The sequence below is a fragment of the Lacunimicrobium album genome (assembly GCF_052161635.1).
Lineage (GTDB): Bacteria > Planctomycetota > Planctomycetia > Planctomycetales > Planctomycetaceae > SXPC01.
In genome coordinates this window covers 3,988,892-4,010,304 of sequence record NZ_CP197413.1, presented here as the reverse complement: position 1 = coordinate 4,010,304, position 21,413 = coordinate 3,988,892, and the positions used below count along the sequence as shown (strand labels likewise).

16 protein-coding genes, 1 tRNA gene and 1 CRISPR repeat array (1 of these 18 cut by a window edge) are annotated in these 21,413 nt (G+C 57.2%); of the genes, 3 read left to right on the top strand and 14 right to left on the bottom strand.

All coding sequences use genetic code 11. The annotated features are described in order from the left end of the window. A CRISPR array of direct repeats spans positions 1-2,739; the repeat unit is 36 nt; unit sequence GTCTTCCGCTCAACACTTGAGCGGCCACATTGAAGC (it extends 798 nt beyond the left edge of the window). 76 nt (positions 2,740-2,815) lie between these two features. The 9 genes from SH248x_RS16065 to SH248x_RS16025 all read right to left on the bottom strand — a co-directional run bounded on the left by SH248x_RS16065 (position 2,816) and on the right by SH248x_RS16025 (position 10,511). Next, the gene (locus tag SH248x_RS16065) at positions 2,816-3,073 is read right to left on the bottom strand and encodes a hypothetical protein (RefSeq protein ID WP_459555315.1); all 258 of its coding nucleotides are present in this window, start codon (positions 3,071-3,073) and stop codon (positions 2,816-2,818) included. A gap of 415 nt (positions 3,074-3,488) precedes the next feature. Beyond that, positions 3,489-3,562, bottom strand: a tRNA-Val gene (locus SH248x_RS16060). Between the two features lie 95 nt (positions 3,563-3,657). After that, the gene (locus SH248x_RS16055; protein WP_459555314.1) at positions 3,658-5,013 is read right to left on the bottom strand and encodes a phage portal protein; all 1,356 of its coding nucleotides are present in this window, start codon (positions 5,011-5,013) and stop codon (positions 3,658-3,660) included. Positions 5,014-5,396: 383 nt separating this feature from the next. Further along, positions 5,397-6,800, bottom strand: a complete 1,404-nt coding sequence (locus SH248x_RS16050) for a terminase large subunit domain-containing protein (protein ID WP_459555313.1) — start codon at positions 6,798-6,800, stop codon at positions 5,397-5,399. Next, positions 6,754-7,188: a hypothetical protein gene (locus SH248x_RS16045; RefSeq protein WP_459555312.1), complete on the bottom strand. Its 435-nt coding sequence runs from the start codon at positions 7,186-7,188 to the stop codon at positions 6,754-6,756. Before SH248x_RS16045 ends, SH248x_RS16050 begins: the two co-directional genes overlap by 47 nt. A gap of 409 nt (positions 7,189-7,597) precedes the next feature. Next, positions 7,598-8,008 (bottom strand): GNAT family N-acetyltransferase, encoded by a 411-nt coding sequence (locus SH248x_RS16040; protein WP_459555311.1) that lies wholly within the window; start codon positions 8,006-8,008, stop codon positions 7,598-7,600. Positions 8,009-8,127: 119 nt separating this feature from the next. Continuing rightward, positions 8,128-8,916, bottom strand: a complete 789-nt coding sequence (locus SH248x_RS16035) for an ATP-binding cassette domain-containing protein (protein WP_459555310.1) — start codon at positions 8,914-8,916, stop codon at positions 8,128-8,130. A 402-nt stretch (positions 8,917-9,318) separates the two neighbouring features. Then, positions 9,319-9,873: a ParB N-terminal domain-containing protein gene (locus tag SH248x_RS16030; protein WP_459555309.1), complete on the bottom strand. Its 555-nt coding sequence runs from the start codon at positions 9,871-9,873 to the stop codon at positions 9,319-9,321. A 254-nt stretch (positions 9,874-10,127) separates the two neighbouring features. After that, the gene (locus SH248x_RS16025; RefSeq protein ID WP_459555308.1) at positions 10,128-10,511 is read right to left on the bottom strand and encodes a hypothetical protein; all 384 of its coding nucleotides are present in this window, start codon (positions 10,509-10,511) and stop codon (positions 10,128-10,130) included. Between the two features lie 175 nt (positions 10,512-10,686). Between SH248x_RS16025 and SH248x_RS16020 the strand changes: the two genes are divergently transcribed. Further along, positions 10,687-12,627, top strand: a complete 1,941-nt coding sequence (locus SH248x_RS16020; protein WP_459555307.1) for a hypothetical protein — start codon at positions 10,687-10,689, stop codon at positions 12,625-12,627. 362 nt (positions 12,628-12,989) lie between these two features. Here SH248x_RS16020 and SH248x_RS16015 read toward each other — a convergent pair whose 3' ends face one another. From SH248x_RS16015 to SH248x_RS15995, 5 genes are all read right to left on the bottom strand, one after another. After that, positions 12,990-14,072, bottom strand: a complete 1,083-nt coding sequence (locus tag SH248x_RS16015) for an alkene reductase (protein WP_459555306.1) — start codon at positions 14,070-14,072, stop codon at positions 12,990-12,992. Positions 14,073-14,205: 133 nt separating this feature from the next. Further along, positions 14,206-15,672 carry an RsmB family protein gene (locus SH248x_RS16010; RefSeq protein ID WP_459555305.1) on the bottom strand — a complete coding sequence of 489 codons (1,467 nt, stop codon included), beginning with the start codon at positions 15,670-15,672 and terminating at the stop codon, positions 14,206-14,208. Positions 15,673-15,830: 158 nt separating this feature from the next. Beyond that, complete coding sequence (locus SH248x_RS16005) at positions 15,831-16,466, bottom strand: hypothetical protein (RefSeq protein ID WP_459555304.1); 636 nt, start codon at positions 16,464-16,466, stop codon at positions 15,831-15,833. After that, complete coding sequence (locus SH248x_RS16000) at positions 16,459-17,151, bottom strand: hypothetical protein (RefSeq protein ID WP_459555303.1); 693 nt, start codon at positions 17,149-17,151, stop codon at positions 16,459-16,461. Before SH248x_RS16000 ends, SH248x_RS16005 begins: the two co-directional genes overlap by 8 nt. Before the next feature lie 103 nt (positions 17,152-17,254). Beyond that, positions 17,255-18,208 (bottom strand): sugar nucleotide-binding protein, encoded by a 954-nt coding sequence (locus SH248x_RS15995; RefSeq protein ID WP_459555302.1) that lies wholly within the window; start codon positions 18,206-18,208, stop codon positions 17,255-17,257. 260 nt (positions 18,209-18,468) lie between these two features. Between SH248x_RS15995 and SH248x_RS15990 the strand changes: the two genes are divergently transcribed. Then, positions 18,469-19,197: a DUF4058 family protein gene (locus SH248x_RS15990; RefSeq protein WP_459555301.1), complete on the top strand. Its 729-nt coding sequence runs from the start codon at positions 18,469-18,471 to the stop codon at positions 19,195-19,197. 103 nt (positions 19,198-19,300) lie between these two features. Next, entirely contained in the window at positions 19,301-21,145 is a 1,845-nt protein-coding gene (locus SH248x_RS15985) for a lipopolysaccharide kinase InaA family protein (RefSeq protein WP_459555300.1), read from the top strand. Positions 21,146-21,413 lie beyond the last annotated feature (268 nt).

Here is a 21,413-nt window from a genome sequence, read left to right as displayed (position 1 = left end):
TCTTTGTCTTCCGCTCAACACTTGAGCGGCCACATTGAAGCTTCAAATTCTTTTCTCAGCCATCGCCAGACATGATGTCTTCCGCTCAACACTTGAGCGGCCACATTGAAGCGACCCACCAGAAGTTAATGCGAGAACCGTGACCATTCAGTCTTCCGCTCAACACTTGAGCGGCCACATTGAAGCATCCCGGACGGCTTTGATGTTGATCACCGCAATAAAGACGTCTTCCGCTCAACACTTGAGCGGCCACATTGAAGCGGACGCGGTGAGATTCTTCACGTCCCCGGGTTCTCGATCGGTCTTCCGCTCAACACTTGAGCGGCCACATTGAAGCATATCAATTCTCCAGGCGGGGAGGTTTTTGCAGGGACGTCTTCCGCTCAACACTTGAGCGGCCACATTGAAGCTAAATCGCTTGAATCGGCAATTCACACCCCACGCGAGTCTTCCGCTCAACACTTGAGCGGCCACATTGAAGCCACCATCTCGGCGATCTGCTCAGCAGGGAGGTGAAGTCTTCCGCTCAACACTTGAGCGGCCACATTGAAGCTGAGAACAACATCGGGTGCGATCGCTCTTGTCTCGGTCTTCCGCTCAACACTTGAGCGGCCACATTGAAGCAGTCTATCTGGAACGACGTCACACACGGCATCTACGGTCTTCCGCTCAACACTTGAGCGGCCACATTGAAGCGGCAAGTCTGGTGCGCAGCTCTTGCCGCTTCTCAACGTCTTCCGCTCAACACTTGAGCGGCCACATTGAAGCAACACAACAGGGTCATTCACCAACCTGCTGTTGAAGTCTTCCGCTCAACACTTGAGCGGCCACATTGAAGCGAACAGCATGTCGGAGTTGGGCTGGCCGAGTCGGCCACCGTCTTCCGCTCAACACTTGAGCGGCCACATTGAAGCTATCACCTGAGCTACGGACCGAATGTCTTCATCGCGGGTCTTCCGCTCAACACTTGAGCGGCCACATTGAAGCGTGCTGGCAGGAAACGAATAAGCACCACCAGTTTTACGTCTTCCGCTCAACACTTGAGCGGCCACATTGAAGCAGAACAGTTGTGAGAGTTCTATCAACTCCTCTGAAATTAGGTCTTCCGCTCAACACTTGAGCGGCCACATTGAAGCTGACTCCATCGAGGACGTGACCTTTCGAGGGAGCCGCGTCTTCCGCTCAACACTTGAGCGGCCACATTGAAGCCCGATACTGTTCGTAGTTCAACGAACTTAAATCAATGTCTTCCGCTCAACACTTGAGCGGCCACATTGAAGCCGAATTGCCAGTCGTGACGTTGGTGTTGACGACCGCGTCTTCCGCTCAACACTTGAGCGGCCACATTGAAGCCACCAATTGCGCCGCACCCTCTTCCCCTCTCTGGCCATGTCTTCCGCTCAACACTTGAGCGGCCACATTGAAGCGGCAATCTCGATCACTGTGACCTCCGCAGCGCCCATGGTCTTCCGCTCAACACTTGAGCGGCCACATTGAAGCGGGAACTCACAGTGCCGCCAGTTTTGCAAGGATCACAGTCTTCCGCTCAACACTTGAGCGGCCACATTGAAGCAACGATACGCCGATCACGATGACTCGCAATAGGGCGGTCTTCCGCTCAACACTTGAGCGGCCACATTGAAGCGCGAGAGAGCGGTTGGCTAACCGCGTTGAGCTGTTGAGTCTTCCGCTCAACACTTGAGCGGCCACATTGAAGCAACAAAGTATGCACGTTCGCTTCCTGGAAGGCGAAATGTGTCTTCCGCTCAACACTTGAGCGGCCACATTGAAGCGACGATCTCACGATCCATTCCGCCCATGCGAGGAAGTCTTCCGCTCAACACTTGAGCGGCCACATTGAAGCCCGTTCACGACGCAAGGGAACACCTTGAAGCCTGATGTCTTCCGCTCAACACTTGAGCGGCCACATTGAAGCCGAGGTCAGAAGATCGACGCCAACGTCCTGTTTGAGTCTTCCGCTCAACACTTGAGCGGCCACATTGAAGCGACAGGTAGCCCGATTCGCCTGCGCCACCAACATCCGTGTCTTCCGCTCAACACTTGAGCGGCCACATTGAAGCACAGATCGAGATCCGGAAACGTGCCGCCTGTTGTCCAGTCTTCCGCTCAACACTTGAGCGGCCACATTGAAGCATATCGGTAACGCCTCCACTCGTAAATGACCTGCAATGTCTTCCGCTCAACACTTGAGCGGCCACATTGAAGCGAAAAACACTCTCACGTAACGGAGCCACTGAGGTTGTCGGGTCTTCCGCTCAACACTTGAGCGGCCACATTGAAGCGGCGACTGCCAGTTTTCGCCCTTGAGCTGCGTAAAGTCTTCCGCTCAACACTTGAGCGGCCACATTGAAGCTGAATGATTGGAAACTGGCAGTTGTCTTTTGATATTGTCTTCCGCTCAACACTTGAGCGGCCACATTGAAGCTGACCGAACTTGTCGACGCCACCCTGCAGGCCTTTCAGGTCTTCCGCTCAACACTTGAGCGGCCACATTGAAGCGAAGTGAGCCAGGCAATCGGTCCACCCCAGGCGAGGGGTCTTCCGCTCAACACTTGAGCGGCCACATTGAAGCGTGCGAGCGGACATCAAGCGACGCACGGCAGCGCAGAGTCTTCCGCTCAACACTTGAGCGGCCACATTGAAGCGCCGAAGGCGTTGACGACATGTTCCTTGGACTGCCGGGTCTTCCGCTCAACACCCGAGCGGCTACATTGAAGCGATGCATCGCTGAAACCTTGCCGCGAAAAGCACGAAGACGAGCGGCTACTCGGCTTCCCAAAAAACCTCACAACGATCAATTCATCTGCTGCTGAAATGAATCATGATCCACTGCGAAAGCAAAAGGCAAGGTGAGCGCGCCCTCAAAGTCGTGTTGAGAAGAATACTTTTCCCAGATGTAGCGCACTTCCTCAAAACGATAAAGTCGGCCGGACATCATGACCGAACTTCCGTCCCCCTGGATGAGTGTTTTCTGCTGTCTGACGACATCCCCTGCCTGCACCGTGAATCGCAAGGAGGTTTGTGTCACGTCAGTAATGACGATTTTCATCATGAGACGTTATCCTCGTGATAACAGAGCGGGCAATGGGTGAGACATTAACGGTATCAATCACAATCAAGTTGATTCAAGACGATTTTGCCAACGATCGCTTCGAATAGGGAAAATACGAAGCCCACACGCAGTATCGAATCAACACCATTACGAACCCGTTTCTCCGCGGCCAGATGAGAAAATCAATCGTCGAGATCCACGAATCCTTAACCTCATAACGGCTAGTACAGAATTTGGGGGCTGATTTTCAGCATCCCGAGCGACCATCATTGCCAACATTAGCCCAGGCAACAAAACGGCGCACTCATGTACGCTCAGGCAAGACTGCAATTTCTCAACAACCTGAAAAGGCCGAGCAAGGTCTGTCGCGGGAGAATTTAAAAGCCATAAACCATTATGGCTACAGCTTTAAAAGTGGGCGATGAGGGACTCGAACCCCCGACATCTTCGGTGTAAACGAAGCGCTCTAACCAACTGAGCTAATCGCCCGCATGCAGGATCTCTCCCACTCCGACACTATAACCCATCCCCCGGTTCAGGTCCATCCTGCAACGACCTGAACCGATTTTACACTCCCCTCCGACTCACCCCTCCCCCTCAATCTCCCCGCGCATCCGCCCCGGCTCCACCCCCTCTCGTCTGGCGACCTCCGCCTTCGACAGAATCTTCGACTCCACCAGCTTCACATCTGCTTCCCGCTCGCGTGGCCGGTCTTTCACCACCAGCTTCGGCTTCGACCACGAAGGTTCCAATCGCTCGAACATATCCTCAGGCAGCAGGCCCATCATCACCGCGTCGTTCATCACCCAGCGCCACAGTCGCTCGAGTTCCCCCAGCAGCTGTTCCTGCTCCGCTTCGAAGACCTTGACCGCGGGCCCCTCCGAAACCATCGTCGACGAGTAGTTCGAGTTCGACGCATCCGACGTCACCATAAACTCCGGCAGCCCCACGCCAGCCGACGTACTCAACAGCAGCATCCGCCCCAGCGGGACCGCATCCCCAAAATTCGTGTCCGGCTGCAGGAACTTCATCTCTGTTCCAGACGACGTCGTAATGATCGACCCGGGACGATACTGCTCCCGACGAGTTGCTGCATGCCCAGCCGAGCTCATCTCCTCCACCTGCGACGTCACCTGCCCCGGCGACCCGCTGATCTTCCGCCACAACACGATCGACGTCTGCAGCTTCCTGGCTGCCAGCTCAATCTCCATCCAGCTCTCGAACTGCTGAATGTTATCAATGATCGAAGCCAGCAGACTCACGCCACGACGCTGATTCGAATCGACCCCATACTTGGCATGCAACATTTCATCGCAACTGACGACCAAGGCGTCCTGTTCATCGGCATCAACTACGACATAACCCCAAACACTCTCGACATCAAACCGGTCATTCAAAACACCTTCCGTCCCCGGATAAGCCGCTGTCTCGCGAATCGCTTCCGGATCCACAAACCGCACATGCACCGGCCAGCTGGCTTGCGAAAACTTCCTCACAAACGCTTCCCCATCCCGCCACATCCGGCGACCAAACTCACGGTAGCTGAAGTGCGCATGATTGACCGCCAGAAACTCCTTCCACAGCCGATCCGCTTCCCGCGCCAGCGCTTCGTCATCCTCTCGCTCCTGACATGACGACATCCGCGCCGCATGCGCTAGCTTCAGTCCCGGCCCCGCGACATACACCTCAAACATGCGCAGGATGTTCTTGGCATGTGGATTGACCATGACCGCTTTGCGAATCACCTTCAACAGATCCGCCCGACTCCCCGGCCACCCGCTCGTCGACGTCTGCCCCACCGGCAACCATCCTCCCCCTTCCTCCATCACCGGCTGCAGCGTCTTCCGCTCCACCAGCTCCAACACCTGCTCCGCCAACACCCGCTCCTGCTGCGCCTTCAGTTCCCAAGACTTCCACTTCTCCCGCCAATAACTCAACATCTCATTCTCCCGCTAAAAAAATTCTACCCGTGTGCCACGGCTGTCCCAGCCGTGCCGAACTTCAATTTGTACGCCTTATCTCGTTCCTTCTCCCTTGAGGGGAGCGGTTTTCCGTTCCTTCTCCCTTGAGGGGAGAAGGTGCCCGAAGGGCGGATGAGGGTGGGGCCTAGGCACTCATTCGCTCTCCCCTTGCGCCATCACCGATCAGCCAAAAACTCTCCGGGTGGCCCACCCGTTTACGGTTGGGTTCGCGCAGCGAACAAGAAGCGTCACCATACGCATCCACTCCCAACTGACGCAGTGAGTTCAGCTTGATCGCGTATGGCATTGCATCTTGTCGGCGACGCCGATCCAGCCATGAACGGCTGGACCACCCCACCGCTTCACCCCTCCCACACCGTCCCCCCAATCTCCATCCACTCCGCTGCACTCCCACCCCGGCTCATCAAATGCACACACGCCGCCCCGAGCGCAAACACCCGGTCGTCATGCCGCCCGCCCCCTCGCTGATGATCAATCCGCACCCGCCCCGCCAGCGTCTGCCTCAACTGCACGCTCGCCAGCTCATCGACAAGATCATCCGTTCCGTACGCCGTCTCCACGTGTCCACATCCGGGATACCATTCAATCCTCCTTTCGAGAATCAGCCGGCGCAACAACACCGCCAGCTCATGATTCCCCTTGCCACCGGCGAACTCAAACCGTCGCACATCATGCTCCCCTTCCAGCTTCTGAATGGTTCCCAGCAGCTGGTATTCATCGACGACAAACTCCACCGGCCCAAACCGCTGCTCAACCTCCGCAATCCACTCCTCCACCCACCCCACCGGCGTCGGCTGCCCGGGCGATGGCGTGACCACATCCATCCGATCCACGATGACGACCCCGTCGTCCAGGTGAATCACCACGCCCACCGTGTAGTCATGCTTCTCCGCATAATCGATCGCCGCGACGTAACGAATACCTTCATCGCCATAGTCGCGATAAGTACGAACCGCCTCGACACACCTCTCCGCCTCCTCGCGCGTGACGAACGACCCTTCACGCTGCTGCCACTGATTGTTCCACAACCGGTCATACACACTCGCCGGCAACAACTTGCGTTGCTCCTCCAGTGTTTCCTTCGCGATCCACGGCGCAACCGAGCCGTCCAGTGACGAGAAATGCCATGATTCGCTCGCCCGCGCCATCTCATGCACCTCCCACTGCCAGCCTCGACCGACTCCCGCATTCGTCAACACAACTAACACCCCCTCCGGCTTCTTCGCCGACGACGACACCAGCGACTCCCACAACTCCCGCCGCTCCCAGTGACACAGTTCATCGCACACCACAAAGTCCGGCAGCAGTCCCCACGAACTATTCACATCCGACGAGATCATCGTCAACTTGCTCCCATTGCGCAGACTCGTCACCTCATTGCTTGTGAACTTCAACCCCGCACACATCTCCCGATTCGAGTCGACCAGCCGACGCATCGCCTCCAGCAATAACCCCGCCTGCTCACGATCCGCTGCCGCTGCGACTCCTTCGATCCGCGTTCGCGCATGGACCAGCGCCCAGATCAACTGCATCGCCAGATCCGACGTCTTCGAATGCCCCCGTGGCCGTTGCAGCCACGCCCGACGAATGAGCGACTTCTCCGCTCGCTCCCCTCGTACCAGCGGACGAAACATCTCATCGAGCACCGCAAAATCCAACTTCTGCCACTCTGTCACCGCCTGCTTCATCGCTAATCGCTCACGCCCCGGCAGCACCAGACTTCTTCGAAACGAAGCCGGGTTCACGCGACACAGCCGACGACGGATCTCCCGCCAGGCTTCGATCTCCCTGTTCGTTAACCGCCCGAAACACGATCTCACGGAGTTCCCCATCGTCCATCCCTTCCCAATTGACCGTCGTCTCTTCATCACGCCTCTTCCAATCCACCGGCTCCCGCTCCTTGACCCACAACGACAACGCCGGCAGGCTCCCTTGCATCGCTTCCTGATAAATCTTCGCGATCACATTCTGATCCAGCGCCCGCATCACATTCCGATAACGACGAGCAAACGCCTCATCCTCCTCCAGCCACCGATACACCTCATGCACCGAAACCTCCGCCTGCCCCGCCGCGATCGCGACCGAGCCCCCTCGCAGTAAAACCTCCAACACCAACTCCTGCATCTCCTCCACGTTACTCTCCCGTAGGGTCCGCTGTGCGGACCATCAATGTGCGACTGACAGTCATGAGTCATGTGTCATGAGGAAAACCATCAAGTGTCCCTTCTCCCTTGAGGGGAGCGGCATTTCGTTCCTTCTCCCTTGAGGGGAGAAGGTGGCGGCGCTTCGCCGACGGATGAGGGTGGGGCCTAGGCACTCATTCGCTCTCCCCTCGCGCCATCACCGATCAGCCGAAACTCCCCCGGGTGGCCCATCCGTTTACGGTTGGGTTCGCGCAGCGAACAATAAGCACCACCATACGCATCCATCCCCAAATCACGCTGTGAGTTCAGTTTGATTACGCATGGCGCTGCATCTTGTCGGCGACGCCGATCCAGCCATGAACGGCTGGACCACCCCTCTCCACCTCATGTCTCAAGACTCACGACCCTCTCCCCCACACGTAATACACCGGCTGCGACCGCAAACTCTTCTCAAACGTCTCGCGCGAAACCATTCGCTTCGATCCCCCATAAATCGCCGAATGCCCTGACCGCGTTCTCTTCTTCGGCCCGTCACACACCCCGACTCTCACAAACCCCGCCCGCTCAAACAGCGGATGCACCTGCCCAATCTGCGAGAGCGCCTCAACCCACGGCGACCCGCTCAATTCGCACGCCTTCTGCAGGAACCGCGACGTCAACCCCGCCCCGCGATACGTCGGATGCATGACAACTCTCGACAAGCACATCAACTGCTCATTGACCGCTTTCATCGACAAACTCGTCACCTTCCCCGACAACCCGAAGTACCGATTCCGCAACGCCAAATTCATCGCCGGACTGGTAAACACACAAATCCCAATCGCCTCCGCTCCGTCTCTTTTTTCCGTCCCTTCTCCCCCGGGGAGAAGGTGGCCGAGTCTTCGAGGTCGGATGAGGGATCTCTGCGAATTTCTCTCACGCTCCGTTCTCACCCCCCGCCACAACACAAAGATCCGCTTCGTGAGTCCGAGTTGATGCGATCGATAATGCCAGCGAGCAAAGTACGCCCAGTCCCGCTTGGTCCCCTCGCTGATCCAGAGTTCCTTCTCAAAGCTGATCCCGCGACGAACTTTTTTTCAGCACACACAACCCCATCACCGTTCACAATCTCGACCTCCCCATCAATCCTCATCCGCACATGCACATCGGGTTGAAGGTCCTCGATCACATCTTCATGCGTCGTCGCGACGAGCACGCCCATCTGATGGCGCCGGCTCAGCTTCTTGAGATTGAACGCAATCACCTTCGCGAGCGTCCGGTCCAGGCTCGATGTGAACTCATCGATCACCAGCCACTGCGGAGTCTGCGAGATCCCGATCGCGAGCTTGAGTCGCATTCGCTGCCCGTCGCTGAGTTCCGAAGGAAGTCGCAGCATGAGATGTGCCTCACCCAGCCCGCAGGCCGAGAGTAACGCCATCGATTCTGCCCAGTCATCGGTGAACTGATCGATGACGGTTCCCTTGAGAAAGGTAATGTCATCAAACCACAACACCCCTTCCAGCTGCCCAGCCAGCGTTCGCATCAGGCTCGACTTCCCGCTTCCCGAGTCACCCGTAAACGCAATGACTTGCCCCTCCTCGACATCCATGCTCACGTCTTCCGCAATCACATGCCGGCCGATTTCTTTCGTCACCCCGAAGTGATCCATCACCCGCCCGACCCGCACCGTCATCCCCGCCGGTAAAAATTCATACGCACACGTCAACGAATAGTTCATTCTCTCTCCCGTAGGGTCCGCTGTGCGGACCGTTCCTGGTGGTTAATCGTCATGAGTCACGAGTCGTGAGTCATGAGGTAAAACTGAAAGTCATTCCTCCCTTGAGGGGAGCCATGTTTTGTCCCTTCTCCCTTGAGGGGAGAAGGTGCCCGTAGGGCGGATGAGGGTGGGGCATAGGCACTCATTCGCTCTCATTCGTTCATCGACAACAACCCAAACTTCCCGGGGTGGCCCATCCGTTTACGGTTGGGTTCGCAAAGCGAACAAGAAGCCTCACCATACGCATCCATTTCCAATTGACGCAGTGAGTTCCGTTTGATCGCGTATGGCGTTACTTCTTGTCGGCTGCGCCGATCCAGCCATGAACGGCTGGACCACCCCCTTCGACTCATCCTTCCGACTTCAACTCTTAATATGCACCTCACACTGATACTGCCGCACGATGGCATCGACGTCCCGCTCCGCTTCGTTCCAACTTTCCTTCGACATGACCAGCGTCACTTCCACTTGATCTCGTTGGGCGTAGATTGGCTCGACCATCTCAACCGGCTTGAGGGTCCAGTCACGCAGATCCTTTTCGGTGAACCCTGTCAGCGTCACATCGAAACCCGGCAGGTCTGCGAGTTCAGCAACCAGCGTCTCCAAAGCCGCGACATCCCACTCGCCACCGATGAGGTTGTTGTTGAGCGCGACATTGAGGGCCTTCTCGCGCGCTTCCTCCAACTCCACCACAACGACTTCGACTTCCTCCACCCCGCGTGACTTGAGGACGTCCAGTCGCTGATGCCCGCCGACGAGTCTCCCTGTCAGCGCGTTCCAGACCAGTGGCTGCACCAGTCCGAATTCTTCGAGTGACTTCGCCAGCGCGTTGAATCGTTTTTCTCCACGCTTGAGCTTCTTGCGCGGATTGTACGACGCGGGCGTTAACTCGCTGACTCGCTTCGTTTCGATCTTCATTTTGATACCTCAACTTGTCATTCATCGACTGTGAGTCGGGAGGGCGAACCTCCGTGTGAGCCGCTTCTATGCGTTGCGAAACTTAAACTGTGCGCTGGACTTCGATGGCCTCGATCTTCTGTGGGCAATGGCACACTGCAGAAAGCCCACCATCTGGCATCGATCAACTGGTGAGCCGGTGCAACGCGGGACAGCGGCTCGGACGGAGCCTCGCCCTCCCGTTGATGAGTCATGGAGTTTTTCAGACAACCTCCTCATCTCCCGCAGCGACGACCGGTCCAGAAGTCTTCGGGCAGTTCAAACATCTCCTGGAGTTCGCGTCGCAGGCTGGAGAGGGATCTGACGATATGCGCCCGGTCATTTCCAAACGCATCCGCGAGCATCTCGAAGGACCAGCCTGCGACTTCGCGTAGTGACAACATCGCGATGAGCCGGGCCCGCCGGGGCTTGCCCTGGATATAGTGTTCCCGGATGACGTCCCACATCTGATCGATGCCGTGTCGTTCTAAGACTGTTTTCAGTCCGTCCTGCCCAATGGTTGACATGCTGAGATCCCCGCTGATGGTCGTGAAAGGTGTGATGTTTTTCGTCGTTGCGAGCATTCCATCGGTCTCGATCAGCGACGTCTGCACCATCATTCCTGTCTGAAAATTCGAAGCCAAGAGGAAAGTGACAGCAAACTCTCAAATGGCGCGTCTATTAATTCCACAGCTGTCTTCGCGTGATGTTCGACGTTGAGCAGACTGACGGCATCGCCTATGCTGACAGAGTGAAAATGATTGATCTACATGATGTTGCAGCGGGAAGAGTGCCGTGAAACGTGTCTGCTCTGGCTTGATGATTTTGATCCTCGCGGTCCTGCTGACCGGTTGCCCGTCCGCGACTCATTCGTCGTCGAGCGCCTTGCCGGCGTTGACGTCGGTCGAGGGTCGCTGGCTGCTGAATGTCTGCCAGGAGGATGGCGAACTGACGGCTGGGATTGTCGTTATCACCAAGTCGGGGGAGAAGCTGTCCGCTTCTGTGCAGTCTTCAGCTGCGGCGACAGATTGGAAACTGGTCCAGCAATCCGTGGATGCTAAGCGAGTCTCGTTGACGTTTGATGAAGCGGGGACGTCGTATGTTTTCGATGGCAATCTGGCGCATCGCAGTGTCCTGGGAGCCTTCCAGATCAACGACGGCCCCATCGTCCCGGCTCGGATGACGCTGACAACATTGAGCGCCATCAGCGAGAGTGATGTCGAGAAAAGCTACCCTCGTGCCGAGCAGTTGAAATCTATCTTGTCGACCAGTCAGCCGATCGGCTCGTTGTTGACGTTTCTCAAAGCAGAGCTACATGATCCTCTCGATTTGTATGCCATCGAGAAGATGCTGCGGATGCTCCCCGGCCAATCGATCAGCGAGCAGGAAGTGAAGGCGTTTCTCGATCAGTCGATCGAGATTCATCAGGCCTGGGGACCTGCGCTGCTGGAAAAGTTTTATCGACAGGCCGCGATGACGGTCGCGATGTCGGGGCTCGATCAACGTCTTCTCAACGACCTGATTCGGAAAGCTCGCGAGCAGTTTCCGGAAGGGAAGTCTCCTGAACTGGATGAGGTGTTCCTGCTGACTCAGGGGGTGACGTTCATTGTCTCCAACGAGAAAGCAGAGAAAGAGAAGGGAGCCGTCATGCTCGAAGCTTATCAGGCCAAGCATCCTTACGACCCGACCTCGCGATTAGCGCTGGCTGAGTATGAGCTGGCCAATGAACAGCTGGAACTGGCGATGAACCGATTCGCGGAACTGGCCCTCTTACCTCAGATGGAACAGGCAGTCCGCGAGATGCGCAGCAAAGCCGATGGCGAGACGCAGTCCTTAGGAAACGAGGTGGTCGAGTTGTGGAAAGAGATCAAAGGGACGAGCGAAGGTTTGGCTCCCTATCTTCGCGAGCGATATCAGGCTGCAACGAAATCTTTAATCCCCTTGTTTCCTGCGATGCCCCTCAAGGAGGAACCGCGTCGACGAGCGGTCGTCTGTGAGCTCTTCACAGGCGGCGGTTGCATTCCGTGTCTGTCGGTCGATCTAGCGCTCACGAATCTTGAAACGATTTATCCTGCGCCGGCCCTGATCACGTTGCGCTATCACGAGCATACGGCTGGCCTTGATCCCCTCGTCAACGAGTACAGCGAAGAACGATTTGAGTACTACGCAACCAGGCGTTCTAACCCGCAAGAGCAAGTCGGAACGCCGACGGTCGTTCTGAACGGTCGCATGACTCCGCCGCTGGGGGGACGTGTTGGTGATACGCAAGCGAGGCTGGGCGTCTTGAAGTCCATCGTCGACGATCTGCTCATGCTGACGACGGATGTCACGTTGAAGCTGGAGCCAGTGACGTTTGAGAACACCAAGTTCGCCGTCAAAGCAACAGGTCTCCCGGAGGCTCAGCTGGCTGACCTGCGGGCTCACGTCATCCTGGCCGAGACGCTGCTGTGGGCTCCTTCCCGGAATGGAATTCAGGAGCACGAGATGCTGGTCCGAGGAGCCGCGACGCCGGTGGAGGGGTTGCCAATCGATAAGTCCGAATGGACGGGCGAAGTGACGATTGACCGCGCTTCGCTGGAAGCATCTCTGGTGAGCTATGTGGCGGGAATCGAAAAGAAGCACGAGATGTCGTTCCCGGAGAAATCGACAACACCAGGGCCGATGAAGGTCATCGCGCTGATTCAGAATGCAAAGACCGGCGAGATCCTGCAGGCCGCGATCGCGAACGGGCCGTAAGGGGTGATTGGCAATGAACGCGATCGCATTCCCTTATAAGAACGTTTCGGGATATTGCCTGTTGCGGGTTGTCGAGATGTGAGCTGGCGAGTGCCTATCGCCCACCCTCATCCGCCCTTCGGGCACCTTCTCCCCTCAAGGGAGAAGGAACGATAGACCGCTCCCCTCAAGGGAGAAGGAACGATAGACCGCTCCCCTCAAGGGAGAAGGAACGATAGACCGCTCCCCTCAAGGGAGAAGGAACGAAGATGCGGGCGTTGGGCACTTCGCAGAGTTCCCTCATCCGTCAGCACTGTGTTTAGTAAACACCTTAGGTGTTGCGCTGCCACCTTCTCCCCGGGGGAGAAGGGACGAAAGGTTATCTAGGCTGTGTAAGTCGGGAAGCTCGTATATCCTTCGGCTCCGGAGGAATACCAGAGCTTCATCGAGGCGACTGGGGCGAGGGGCCAGTTGTTCTGGAAGCGGGCGACCAGATCCGGGTTGCTGATGAAGGGGCGACCGTAGGCAACGAGGTCGGCGTGGCCTTCGGCGATTGCTTTCTCACCAGCTTCTTTTGTGTAGCCACAGTTGGCCATCAAGGGGCCTGAGAAGACTTTGCGGAAGTCCTCGAGTGTCATCGGGCTGCCGCTTTTGTGGAATCCAAAGGCGAGTCCATCCATGACGTGCAGGTACGCGAGGTTGCGTTTGTTGAGTTCGCTCGCGGCGTAGGTAAATTGTTCGTGGAAGTCGGGAGAGCCCATGTCGCCGTAGACGCCGTTGGGGGAGAGACGAACGCCGACGCGGGTGGACTCCCAGACGCTGGTGACGGCATCGGTCACTTCGAGCAGGAAGCGGGCACGTTTCTCGATTGACCCGCCGTAGTCATCGGTGCGGTGGTTCGATTTCGACTGCATGAACTGGTCGACCAGATAGCCGTTGGCCCCGTGAATTTCGACACCATCGAAGCCCGCGTCTTTGGCGTGTTGAGCGGCGGTCTTGTAATCATTGACGACGCCAGGGATCTCGTGGGTTTCAAGTGCACGAGGGACTTCTCGCGGCTTCTTGCCTTCCAGTGTATGGGCGCCATCGTCGTTGACGGCGATCGCAGAGGCGGAGACGGGCAGCTCGCCATTGTGGAAGGACGAGTGGCTTTGACGTCCCATATGCCACAGTTGCAGGAATATGTGCCCACCGGCGTCATGGACCGATTTGGTGACCTGCTTCCAGCCTTCGACCATCTCCGGGGTATAAACACCGGGAGCGTTTGGCCAGCCATAGCCTTGAGGCGAAATGGCGGTGGCTTCCGAGATGATCAGGCCGGCTGAAGCTCGCTGGGTGTAATACTCGGCCATCAGATCGTTGGGAATACGCGTAACACCGGCACGAGCTCGGGTCAGTGGAGCCATCACGACACGGTTAGGAAGCTTGAGGCCATGAAGGTCATAAGAAGTCATGAGAGCAGACATCGGCGTATCTCCAGATGCAAATGAACGCGGCGCAGGGACACAGTGGTGTCGCAGCAGAGGGGGAAGTCTTACAGGCGAATTCCCCACATCGGAATTCTATCGCAGGTGGCAAGCCGTGATCGAAGGAGTCGCATCACCGTTCGCTGATGACTGCCACGAAACCGCCGTCGTTGTGGGATGTCGGCTCGGTTTGTTCGCGGTGTTCGAGATAATAATTCGGTGACGAGGAGAGGAGCGACGAGATGAGTTGGTCGTTTTCGTCACGTTCGAGGCTGCAGGTGGAGTAGATCAGTTTTCCGCCGGGCTTCAAATGAGACAGCATCCGGTGCAACAGGTCCGCCTGGAGATCAGAGAGTTCGCGGATGTCGTCGGGGGTGAGACGTCCACGGACTTCGGGGCGTTTGTGGAGGACGCCGGTGTTGGAGCAGGGGGCATCGATGAGGATACGGTCGAACTTGCGACCGGCGAGCTGGCTGGAAGTGCGATCGATGAGCTGGGTCTGGATCGACTTGAAGCCCTGACGCGTTGCGTTTTCTCGCACGCGGACCAGACGCGCGGGCTTGATGTCGCAGGCGACGATGACGCCGGTGTCTTTCATCAGTTCTGCGATGTGGGTCGTCTTGCTGCCGGGGGCGGCACACAGATCGAGGACGTGCATGTGGGGTTTGGGATCGCAAAGTCGGGCGACCTTCTGAGCAGTTTCGTCCTGGACGGAGAAGACGCCGTCTTTGTAGCCTGGGAGCTCAGCCAGTGAGACGTTCTTGATCAAGCGGATGGCTTGTGGCTCATCACCCGCGATGGCTTCGATGGAGCCCTGTTGCAGCGAGGCAAGGTAGTCGTCGCGAGTTGACTTGAGGGGATTGACGCGGAGGGTGAGGCGCGGGTCATCAAGAAAAACGAGGCCACGTTGACGGGCTCGCGCGAAACTGGCGATGGGGTCGATGGCAGGTTCCGTCATCCAGTCTTTGACGAGCCAGTCGGGAAGGCTGAGGGTCTCAGCGAGGTAGGTCGCCATTGTCGAGACGCGCGAGGCAGCCAGATCGGGACGCGGGAAAAGATCCTGATTGAGCAGCCAGGCCTGTGTTTCGTTGACTGGCAGGAGACGCATCGGCTCGAGCGGCGTCTCGGGTTGCTCAGGATTGGTGAGGGTCAAGCCAGCTGTGTTGCTGATGTTGGCCTGATAACTGATCCGCCCGGCTTGCATCCGCTGGAGATTTCGCAGGACGCCGTTGATGAGCTTCGTGATATGCGGCTTGTCGATGAAGCGTGCGAGTTCGACCGTCTCGTGGATGGCGGCGTGTTCGGGGATGTTCTCCATGAAGAACAGCTGCGTCACGCCCAGGCGCAGGATCTGCCAGAGGGCGGGGTGGGTCTCGGATTGCTTACGCGTCATGACTTGTCGCAGCAGGCGATCGACCGTGTAAACGCGACGCAGCGTCGTCTCGGCCATGTCGACAGCGAGACGTTTCTCTTGCGGTGGAATACCGCTGTATTCCGGAGCGGTGATGAGCTGCGACAAGAATTCGCCGGAGCGGTCATGCTCCTGCAGGAGTCGAAACGCGATCTGACGGGCGGTGATGGCGGGTTGTTCGCGTTTCATGAGAGGGTCGCAGAAGCCAGCGAGGAGAGGTGGAACCACCAGGGCACGAAGGCACCAAGGGGGAGCAAGAAATATTTATCACAGAGACACAGAGAACACGGAGGGGGGATTACGGAGAGTAATTGATCGCGACGCGGGCGCGAAGGAAGCGGGAGTCGCTATTCGGGCGGAAGCTTTTTATCGAGGTCTGTTAGGGCCAGTCGCATCAGTTCGCCGCTGCGTCGACAAAGATAGATGTCCGGCCAGTTGGTCGTTCGGTGGGCGTCGCGGAGCTTCTGCCAGATGGCGTCTTGTGGTTGTGACAGGTCGACCGGTGTGTCGAGGAGCATGAGCTCGTTGCGGGAAGTGATAGTCGCCGGGTGGATGGGGACGAGGGCGAGGACGTACTCGTTGGGATCCCCTTGATCGAGCGCGAAGCCGTTGGTTTGGTAGGCAGCTGGTAAGGCGACGGGGAAGAACGAGACCTGAGTCTGGCTTTTTGTCACGATCGTCTTTGATGCTGAGATGAGGTCTTGAATGTCGACCGGGGTTGGTTGGTCTCCATCGGAGTGCAACGCATCAAGCCAGCAGGAGGTCACCAGACCATTCTCGCTCGCGAGCAAGACGGGTTTCTTCTCGAACAGCTCACGATATGTTTCTCTTAATGCGGACCGGGCGTCTTCGTTGTACCTGTGCGATGACGCCTGCTTGACTTTGGGCAACATGATCATCACAGACGCGATGATAATGAACGCCAGGACCAGCCATTCGGCGAGTGTAAAAAATAGAAGTTTGTGTGCTTTTTTCTCACTCATTGAAATACCCCCAGTCCCGGCCATCGCCCATGGGGATCAGCGTGACGGATTCTCGCATGGGTGTGTCGTCGTAGTTTTGGGCGGGGAGGAAGTAGAGGGTGTCCCGATGGAGGCTGATCCGAAGTTCGACGTCGAGCATCCAGTCGGTGTCAGGATACTCGCCAGGGATCTCTTCCTTGCGGTAGAAGTGGTAATCGGGACAGCAGGATGCGCCGGTCGATGGGATCGCGGTGAGATACTTTGGCGTCAGTTCAGCGAGCGTCTTCGGAACATTCCCGTTGTGATCGAGACGATAGGCTTCGATGGCATTGATGAGAGGCTGGCTGCTTCGCGCGATGACGTGCATCGAGTTGCGGTGCTCACGACGAACAGCAGAGATGGCGGGAAAGAATGCGAGAAATGTCATGACGATGAACAAACTGCTCGCGAATAACCAGAGCAAGGCAAGTCGTTGGGACGATTTCGCGAAGATGGCATAGATCCCCAGGGGAATCCAGAGGAGGATTGAAAAGCAGCCGAGCAGTAACGCGATGGGGATCCCGCGGACAAGATTTGCTGCAGCGGATTGATGATGAGAGTAGGTCGCGTAAAGAAACCAAAGCGGCAGGGGAGACAGGCCGATGAGCAGAACGATGGCTGTTGCGAATAAGTGATGCCGATGACTCGTGTGTTCTTGGGTCGTCATTGATGATCGTCCATATTACGCCCTTAGAAGACAGGGGGTTCACACCCCCCGCTCGCCTAAGAGAGTATACGGGCGAATCTTTGTGATTGCTGGCGCGAAATGGTCAGGCGGCTTGGCCTTGGCGGATCGCGACGCCGTTGAGGCGGTCTTGGAAGCCGTTGTCGCGTTGTTGGCGGAGCAGTTCCAGGCCTTCGCTGAGCATGGGCATCGGGCGACCCAGGGCGGCTTTGATCTTTTTGGTTTGCAGGGAGGTTTCGCCGTAGCCGTAGCGGAGGTGGTGTTCTTCACTGGCGATTTCGTTCGCGAGTGTGAATGGGACGCGGGCGCGCGGGCCTTCTAGATAAAGCATCATCTGGTGCATGAACTGCCACGGATTGACGCGCTCTGCGCCGGCGATGTGATAGAGGCCGGAGAGGTCGTGTTCGAAGCTGGCGAGGAGAATATCGGCCAGTTGGACGGCGTGGATCGGGGTCGCGTGTCGCAGGCAGTCGAGGTCCATGCGGGCGGCTGAGTCGAAGTGTCGAGCCAGTCGCGAAACGCCTTGAGCGGCGATCCCTTCCGGAGACCAGCCGAAGGTGTTCGAGCGGACGACATGGGCATTCGGGTTCCAGCCGAGGACTTCTGACTCGAGTTGGCGGTACAGTTCTGCCGTGTTGGTCTGGCAGTAATGAATGCCTTCTTCTTCGTGAAACATCCAGGGGCCGGTGAAGATGGCGTCACAGGACAGCCAGGTCAGCGAGATCTCGCGATCCGCCGTGAGGCGTCCGAGGGCACGGGCGGCATCGAGCTGGCGAGCTGGAGTGATTTGATGCTGACCCGGTTCGAGCCAGCAGTACGAGCCAACGGGTTCGGTGCAGATGATCCACTCCGGGTGGACGTCATCGACGATTTTGGACAGGGACGCGAAGTCGCGTTGATTGGAGAGGATGGTTTCGACGCCTGACGGCTCGACCCTGGTCTGACTGGCAAGTCCGACGACGTGATACTCTTCGGCGAAGCGGGTCGCGATATTAGCGCCCAGCGTGGAATCGATTCCCATGATGAGAATGGTGCTCATGTCGGCCTCCTGCCTGGAACAAATGCTCGAGATCGAAACGCGCCTGCTGGCTCCTACCAGTCGACGCGGGTCGCCCGACAACTTGTCGGAACGTGGCATTTTAGCAATCGGACGAAAAATGGGTAAAGGGCAGTTTTTAAGTCATGAGGTTGGAGTCATGAGTCATGAGTCATGAGGGGAAGAGCTGGCGATTTGCGTCCGCATTGAAGCGATAGTAAGCTGGAAACAAACGATGAGAGAAGTTCAGCTTTAAAGGGTTCATGATGCCGTTGCGAGATCATTTTCATCCGCCGATCTCTCGAAATTTCGGATGGGAAGGATTTCATGGGAGCTGGCCTGCGATGCTGGTGGGGCGGGTCCGTCACTTGCTACCGCCAGGCTACATTGCGGAACCGCGGGCTCGGATGGGACAGTATTTTGAACGGGATATTGGCACTTTTGAGCATGAAACAACGTCGTCTGATAGCATCGGGGGAGAGTCAGCCGCGACGATGTCTCAGATGATTGCTGAGCCGACGATCTCAGCCGACATTGATATCGGCGATCAGCATGAGTACGAAGTGTTGATCTACGATGTGGAGCGTGAGAAAACGCTAGTGGCGGCTGTGGAATTTGTCAGTCCAGGGAATAAGGATCGAGCCGAGCACAGGCAGGCATTCGTCGCAAAATGCTCCACACTCCTGCAGCAGAGTGTCAGTGTCGCGATCGTGGATATTGTCACGGGGCGCAGTGGCAATCTGTACGCGGAATTACTGGCAGAACTGGGTGTCACTGATCCAACACTCGGCGTTGACGTTCAGTCGTTGTATGCCGCCAGTTGTCGGACACGGACTAACAATCACCGCAGCCGCTTTGATGCCTGGGCTTATCCGGTGGCATTGGGGCAGCCGCTTCCTGTGCTTCCCCTCTGGTATGCTCCCGATCGGGCGGTGACGCTTGATCTCGAAGGGAGTTATGAAGATACGTGCCAGCTGCTGGGTATCGGGTAAGGTCTGACGCCCCGACAAAAACGCAAAACGGGCTTGTGGTGGGTGGGGGAGTTGTGTCACTATTCTCCTCTTAATGGAAGCAGTTCGATTTTGTTGCTCAAGGATGAGTGATAAGTTCGCTGCGATGCTGGTAGTTTCGGTGATGATGCACGAGGCAGACAATCCGATCCGGTGGTCGACCGCTCCGTCGTTTGGCGCGACGTGTGACGAGGTCGCGCGGCGTCTGGCTGAGTGGACGCGAAACGACGAGCCGACGAATGCGGACATCTCGGTCGTCAAACAAGGGCCACATCGACGTGTCTTGCGAATGGCTGTCGACGGGCAAGTCGTCTTTTTGAAACAACAGCCCGCAGCCTCGCTCGTCAAACGTCTTCAACTGCTGGTACGACGATCAAGCTGTGAGCGCGAGTTTATTGCTTATCAGCGATTGCGAATGCTGGGGATTCCGACGCCGCTGCCGATGGCGTGGGGGCAGCAGCGATCGTCGAAGCGTGTTACGTCGTACCTGCTGACGTCGGAATTATGCGACGCGGTTCCGCTGGATGTATTGACGACGGACGCTGACCATCCGTTAACAAAAGCGATTGGCGAATCATCACTATTACGAAGGGTCCTGATTGCGAAACTGGCGATGCTAACGGCTCGTCTGCATCATGCGGGGCTGTTGCATACGGACTATCACGCGGGGAATCTGCTGGCGGTCTGGAACGAAGCATCTGTTGAGGACGTCGAACTCTTCCTGATCGATCTGGCTCCGATCAAATCGATCAGCCAGTTAACGACGAAGCAGCGTTTGCAGAATATCGCTGTGTTGTTTCACACGTTCGCACAGCTCGTCCGCCCGGCTGATGCGGCGCGGTTCTGGCGTGACTATCAAGCTGCTCTCTCCGAACTGGGGGAAGCCGCCGCTTCGAGCGTTGAATTGCGAGGTCTGGTCCGCGATGCGAACAGTGTCGTCATTCGACACCAGGAGATCGCGTATCAAAAAGCGGATCGCAAGTGGGAACGCGGTAATCGTCGTCTCGTCATACGACGACAGGGGGCCTACAATGCGCGAGGCCTGGCGGACCTCAAGTCACAGGGACTCGTCGAATTGTTGACGGAGCCGAATCAGCTCCTGGCGAACGTGACCGATGCGGATTATCGCAAGCGATCGACCTCGCGATTCGTGGTGAAGACGACCTGGCCATCGCGCGAGTCGGGTCCCATCTTTGTCAAACGGATTCAGAGTCCGCGTCTGCGCCATTGGGGCTGCATCCTCTCGGGGATTTTTACTAAGACACGACGGACATGGGAATTCGGGCACGCGATGCTGCGTCGCGGGATCTCGACGCCAAAGCCGCTGATGTTTGTGGAACGTCCGGTCTCGAAGTCGCTGTTTTCGCCCGTCGAAGAAACGCTCGTCACGCAGGAGGCGATAGGGCTAGTGCCACTGGCGCCGTTTGTGAAACATGTGTTGTCCTCGCAAACGTCCGAGGTCCAGCGGGACTGGCGTTTGCGTTATGCGAAACTTCTGGGACGCGAATTGGCGAAGTTTCATCATGCCCGCTTTGATCATCGCGATTTGAAAGCGATGAACATTCTGGTTGCGGAAGATGTCCACCAGACGTCCTACACGATTCTCGATCTGGATGCTGTGCGTCGGTGGAATGTCCTGCCGACGGTCTTGAGGAACAAGAATCTTGCGAGGATCGTCTCCAGTCTGATGGAGGTTTCGACCGTCTCGCCGAGCGATGCGTTGCGTGGGTTGGTTGCGTACCGACGCATGACCCGTCGACTTGCCCTTGCTGAAATCGAGAGCGGGCGAGACGATACGGGCTGGAAATCACAGTGGCGTGAAACGGCGAAACTCGTGGATGGCTATCAGTCTCGTAAGTTCAAACCACCACGACTCACAACAAAATCGTCATCAGTCGTTACAATGTCCACCCATAGAAAAGCCGCGTGAGCAGCAGACCTTCCATAACGCAGAGTTCCATCAGCATCAGTTCTCGACTGAGATGCTGCATGAAAACGGCTGCGCGAATTTATGGGAGGGCGAGGCTCCGTCCGAGCCGCTGTTTCTCGTTGCAAAAGTCGAGCAGTGAATCGAGCTCGGATGGTGTGCAGGGTTCTGGAAGCTTTCGTGGCCATCATCGTCCTATGCATGGTTGGAGTTTCGCAACGCAAAGTAGCGGCTCGGACGGAGCCTCGCCCTCCCGGCTGTTGCTCTGCGC